General features: G+C 34.3%; 7 protein-coding genes and 1 pseudogene. All 8 read right to left on the bottom strand.

All coding sequences use genetic code 11. The features are described from left to right. Positions 1-180: 180 nt before the first annotated feature. On the bottom strand, positions 181-1,578 hold the full coding sequence (locus BM120_RS10495) for a peptide MFS transporter (RefSeq protein WP_091995810.1): 1,398 nt from the start codon (positions 1,576-1,578) through the stop codon (positions 181-183). 134 nt (positions 1,579-1,712) lie between these two features. Next, positions 1,713-2,012: a hypothetical protein gene (locus BM120_RS10490; RefSeq protein ID WP_091995809.1), complete on the bottom strand. Its 300-nt coding sequence runs from the start codon at positions 2,010-2,012 to the stop codon at positions 1,713-1,715. Positions 2,013-2,093: 81 nt separating this feature from the next. After that, entirely contained in the window at positions 2,094-2,309 is a 216-nt protein-coding gene (locus tag BM120_RS11000) for a hypothetical protein (protein ID WP_207645723.1), read from the bottom strand. A gap of 32 nt (positions 2,310-2,341) precedes the next feature. Further along, positions 2,342-2,692 carry a methylenetetrahydrofolate reductase gene (locus tag BM120_RS11325; RefSeq protein ID WP_242941612.1) on the bottom strand — a complete coding sequence of 117 codons (351 nt, stop codon included), beginning with the start codon at positions 2,690-2,692 and terminating at the stop codon, positions 2,342-2,344. 138 nt (positions 2,693-2,830) lie between these two features. Further along, a pseudogene (locus BM120_RS11320) lies at positions 2,831-3,558 on the bottom strand (homocysteine S-methyltransferase family protein); the annotation flags it as partial. Between the two features lie 76 nt (positions 3,559-3,634). Continuing rightward, positions 3,635-4,345, bottom strand: a complete 711-nt coding sequence (locus BM120_RS10470) for a vitamin B12 dependent-methionine synthase activation domain-containing protein (RefSeq protein WP_091995806.1) — start codon at positions 4,343-4,345, stop codon at positions 3,635-3,637. A gap of 22 nt (positions 4,346-4,367) precedes the next feature. Beyond that, positions 4,368-5,294 carry a homoserine O-succinyltransferase gene (locus BM120_RS10465; RefSeq protein ID WP_091995804.1) on the bottom strand — a complete coding sequence of 309 codons (927 nt, stop codon included), beginning with the start codon at positions 5,292-5,294 and terminating at the stop codon, positions 4,368-4,370. Positions 5,295-5,316: 22 nt separating this feature from the next. After that, positions 5,317-5,882: PLP-dependent transferase (locus BM120_RS10460; protein ID WP_143076543.1), on the bottom strand; the 566-nt coding region annotated here is incomplete at its 5' end.

The following is a 5,882-nucleotide window of genomic DNA, read 5'->3' as shown; positions in this document are numbered from 1 at the left end:
AAATATTAATATATACCATGGACAAGTTTTTCTTATCCATGGTATTTTTTGCTGAAAAAATTAGCGCCGACAATTTTCCAATTTCATCATACAACGAAATGTAGAATTTATCATCAACGCTAGCCCTTTATATTAGACATCTTAGTCAAATTTCAGATTTTTTAAAAGCAATGGTTTATCCTAATTGTCACCATCTTCTCCCATAAGCTTGTTTAAAGGCTTTGACAAGATAAACATTACTATAGCTGTAACAAATGAAACTATTGTAAATGTAATGAATACACCCATAATTCCAAGTTTGTCAATATAACCTTGAACATAACCACTTAGTATATTCGCAACAAATGTTGCAAACAACCAAACACCTAACAACAATGAAAGATATTTTTTAGGTGCATACTTACTAACAAATGAATTTCCTAGAGGAGAGAAACAAATCTCACCTAATGTTAATACAAAACCAAATGCAAATAACCAAATTACTCCTATCTTAGAAGATTCTGGAGCACCAACACCTCTTGTAATTTCCATAAAAGTTAGTATTAAATATGATAAGCCTAGAAAAACAAAAGACATTGTAACTTTTTGGAACATAGTTAAATCCCCTTGTGGTCTTTTTGCAAGTGTCGCCCATAGTTTTGCTGCCCCCAAACTCAAGAACACACAAAGCAATCCATTCCATGTAGTAGATACATGAGCAGGCGAGAAAGTTATACCTAAAAGTTTCATATTTACATACTTATCCATATAAATAGTCAATGCAACTGATTGCTGTTCATAGAATAACCAGAAAATTATTGATACAAAAGATATAAATACTATTGCAATAACTCTATTTTTCTCCAATTTTGTAAGTGGAGCAGAAGTATCATCTTTGGAGTCTCCATCTTTTTCTTCAACACCCAAAACATTTCCATTAACATCTGTTAAATATTTGAATGGTTTCTTTCCTTGTCCTTGCAATAATCCATAGCATAAAGTGAAAAATACACCACCAATTATTACTAATATTCCACAAACCAAAAATACTTGTCTAAAACCAAGAACTTCACCATGTTTGAATGAACCCATGTATACTGCACCCATAATTGCTGACCCTAACATTGCACCAATATTAACAAATGAATATTGAACTGAAAAAGCAGTGTCAAGTAATTTAGGATCATCAAATAAACGACCTATAATTCCAGCAAGATTACCTTTGAACAAACCTGTACCAATTGATACAACAATAATCATCAAATTAATTGATGTAACACTAGTAGCCTTCCAGCCAAAAAAATAACCTATTCCCATCATAAGGCAACCTAGTGATACAGCATATCTTGCTCCTAAAATCTTATCACATATCCATCCACCAATTACTGGCGCTATATAAGTAAACGCGGTAAAATTAGTAGCAATTATAGCTGCTTGTGCGGCATTAACTTCTAATCCACCCTTAGTGATGGCTGTAATTAGAAAAAGTACTAACAGCGGCTTACTTCCATAGAAAGCAAATCTTTCAAATGTGTAGGTAAGACAACAAGCATAGAATCCCAAAGGGTACTTTGTTTTTTTAATATTTGTCCCTTCCATAAAAAATACCTCCAAAATAAATAAAATTCACAATCTCAAAATTGTGTTGTTATAATATTTGTATAGAAAAACTCTATACAAATAACAGTTTATAATCTTATAAAAAAATAGTCAAGGTATTAGCTGTAAAATTGTTATTTATTTTTCTTCTTTTTTTTATTTTTTTTGTGCTTCTCTTTTTCTTCATAATAGCTCACTTTACTATCATTAGTTTTCTCTGGTTGAATACTTTTTTTTCTTTTTTTATATTCCAAAATAGCAATAGAAACTAAAAGCCAAAATGAAAAAGTAGCTGAAAGCGTGGCAGCTATTGTAAATCCGTCATTATTCATACTCCCTTCATTCGAATAATAGGTATATGCCATACCAATTATTGATGCGACCGTCAACAATATCATATTTTTTCTAAATTCCAACAAATGTTTCATATTCATAATAAGTCCCCACAAATTCCTTTCAACATAATAAAAAATAAGAAGCACTTTAATAAATGCTCCTTAAATTATATCACATTATTATTTTTTATTTCTATATTTGTTGACAATATCTCTTATTATATCTACTCTATTGAATGGTGTGATTAAGTATAGACCATCTATATATTCCTCAATTTGCTCAATAAATTCAAGACTCATACTTACTGCCAGCTCTGCAGCTTCTTCTCGAGTTAAGTTTTCATATGCAACAATAATTTTTTCATCAACATTTATGCCAGATATCTCTTCATTCATAAAAACTGCATTTCTATGACTGACTATTGGGATTATTCCACCTTTTCTGCCGTTGGAATCGGATCGCCTGTCACAACAATCAAATTTCTGATATTTTCTATATTTAATCCAAGAAGTAATGCCTTTGTTGCATTTAAATTTCTATCTCTACACGTTAAATGAACTACTGGCTCTAGACCCACTTCATTTTTGATTTTATATGCCATCAGTGAGCTGTCTATTCTGGCTCGACCAACTGGACAGTCAGCTATAGTTACAGCATCTACATCAAGCTCTTTCAGGCTCTTTAGTGATTTTATATATTTTTCTATATCGACATCTGCTGGTGGATCAAGCTCTATTGCTATTACCTTTTTTCCACCACAAAGTTTATCGTAAAACACATTTGAAGATGGCTTTGTTCTCACTTTGAAAACCTGGGGTTTTTCATCCTTTATTGACTGTATCCTATGCTTTTTCAGGTTATTTGACAGCTTTTCAATATGGCTAGGCGTAGTTCCACAGCAACCACCTATGTATTTTACGCCCAGCTGAGCTATTTTGTCAGCCCAAACAGCATAATCATTTTCATCAATATCATATTTTCCAGTATTTAGATTCGGAAGTCCTGCGTTCGCCTTAACTATAAGTGGTGTCGATGAAATTTCTGACAGTATCTTTGCCATTGGAAAGATTTCATCAGGACCCAAAGAACAGTTTATACCAAAGGCATCTACACCCAAGCCTTCCACTGTAGCCGCAAAAGCCTCCAAGCTACATCCAGTAAAGGTTCTTTTATTTTTCTCAAAGGTCATAGTGCAAAACACTGGTAATGAAGTATTTTCCTTTGCCACCAAAATCGCTGCCTTCACTTCATATAGATCTGTCATCGTCTCTATTACGATTAAATCTGCTCCACTCTCTTCTCCCACTACCATTTGCTGTTTAAAAATATCATACGCTTCATCAAACGACAAGATTCCATTTGGCTCCAGTAATTCTCCAATTGGACCAATATCTAATGCGACATAAGATTTTTTCCAGATTTTTCTACAGCATTTTTTGCTGCCTTTACACCTGCCTGTACTACCTCTTCCACAGAGTATCCAATGCCCTCCAGCTTGTGAGCATTTGCTCCAAAGGTATTTGTATAGACTATATTTGCACCACTATTGATATACATGAAATGAATATCTGTGACAGAATCCTGATTGGTAACATTCAATAGCTCCGTTCTCTCACCCAGCTTTAGACCAGATTTTTGGAGCATTGTTCCCATAGCTCCATCAAGTATTACGAAATTTGAATTTTTTAGTACCTCTGAAATTGACATCCTATTACCTCCATTAAAATCTACCATAGGATATACCCGATTTTCTATACTCGCAATTCATAAACATCTTGTAATTTTCGCATCCTGCAAAACGCTTGAGCTGCCTTTTATTTGAAATACCAATAATAGCAGTTACAGATTTTCTCGGTACCATAATACCACTAGAACTAACATTCAGTCCTATTTTTCTCTGGGCATCCAACACTCTCAAGAACTCTGGTTGTTGGCTAATTGGCATATCACCATAACCAGGACTAAATCTATCAGTCAGAAATAACCCCTTGGCGTTATATTTTTTTTCTATTCTTTCATTTATTTCATTGCAAACAGACTCTATCGCACTGCTTGCACAGCTATCTAATATTATTGATTTCGTCAAATCTCGTATCTGTTGAATCCTGATTTTGTTGTCAATCACAATACCTAAAGTTACAGCCATTAGGACACATTTATCGCATTCTGATAGCATTTCATTAATATCATTTCCAATTAGGACAAAATCTGTAGCTTTGAGGAACACTCTATCTCTGTTTTTAGCAGATTTCTCTCTGTCGATTTCAAATATTTGGTATATATATTTTGGCTTTGAAAACGACTTTATATCTTCAATACACTCATAAATTAGGGAGTCTACATCCGATGGAATCTCATGTCCTCTAAAGCCAAGATATTTTAACAACTCCTGTCTATTCACTTTTTTTACCGATATTTCAGACACCTCCATCGGAATCCCCCCCTTCTGTATACTAGATTGCTTTTTCTTCTATTTCATTTATATTATAAGGAGTTCTCTGATATACACAATAGTTTAACCAGTTTGAGAACAATAAGTTACTATGTGCTCTCCATTTCACAGAAACACCTTTATTTATGTCATCGTTTTTGTAGTAATTTTTAGGCAATTCTATCGGAAGCCCCGCATTTTTATCTCTTAAATACTCATTTTCCAAGGTATCAAAATCATATTCTCCATGCCCAGCAACAAAGATAAATCTTTCATCCTTCGTTGATGCTATATTGAGACCAACATCACAAGAGGATGAGATAATATCTATGTCATCAATTTTTTTTATATCTTCAAGCTTGCAGTATGTATGCCTTGAATGGGGAATGAAAAATGATTCATCAAATCCACTTGTAAGTATTGTATTCTTGTTCAGCTCACACTCATAGACGCCAAATAATTTTTTATCTAGCCTGTGTTTTTCAATACCATAATAATGGTATAGTGCTGCCTGAGAAGCCCAGCATATAAATAGTGTAGAAAAAACATTTTTCCTTGCAAAATCAAGAATTTCTGTCATCTCCTCCCAATAGTCTACATCCTCATAGGATATTTCTTCTACTGGTGCTCCTGTTATTATCATAGCATCATACTTTTTATCTCTTATGTCATCTAATGAAACATAAAATTTCTCCAGATGCTCCTTGCTTACATTTTTGCTATCATGAGTTTTCGTCTGAACAAAGTCAACATTTACTTGAAGTGCTGTATTTGATATCCTTCTCAGCAATTGTGTTTCAGTTTTTTCCTTGGTAGGCATCAAGTTTACTATCGCTAGCTCCAGAGGTCTAATATCCTGAGTATTAGCCCTATGCTCATCCATGATAAAAATATTTTCGTCAGTAAGTGTCTTGTATGCTGGTAAATCCTTGGGTATAATTATCGGCATTTTTATTCCCTCCTTGCAAATACTAAAGCTTGCTCAATGCGTTTTCTATATCTGCCAGCAAGTCTTCAATATCTTCAATACCGACAGAAAGTCTAACCAATGTCTCCGTAATACCACCCTTTTCAAGCTGTTCCCTTGAAAGCTGTCTATGAGTAGTGCTCGCTGGATGAATCACACAGCTCTTTACATCTGAAACATGTGTCACAAGAGAGAAAACCTCAAGATTGTCTATAAATTTCTTTGCATCATCGACACTTCCTTTTACTCCGAATGCAATAACTCCGCTGGCTCCCTTTGGAAGGTATTTTTGCTTTAGTTCGTATGTAGCATCGCTCCTTAGACCAGGATAACTTACCCATTCAACCTTATCGTGAGCCTCTAAGTATTCTGCTATCCTCTGAGCATTACTACTGTGCTTTTCTATCCTAAGAGCAAGTGTCTCTAAGCCTAGAGCTGTTAGAAATGCATTAAAAGGAGCTTGGACAAATCCTATATCTCTAATATATGCCACTCTTGCTTTCACTGAAAATGCCGCATTTCCAAATGCCTCTACGAAGCTTAGTCCATGGTAGCTTGGATCTGGCTCGA

It is taken from the genome of Peptostreptococcus sp. D1, assembly GCF_900112955.1.
In the GTDB taxonomy this organism is placed as follows: Bacteria; Bacillota; Clostridia; order Peptostreptococcales; family Peptostreptococcaceae; genus Peptostreptococcus.
This window is presented reverse-complemented; position numbering and strand designations above follow the sequence as displayed.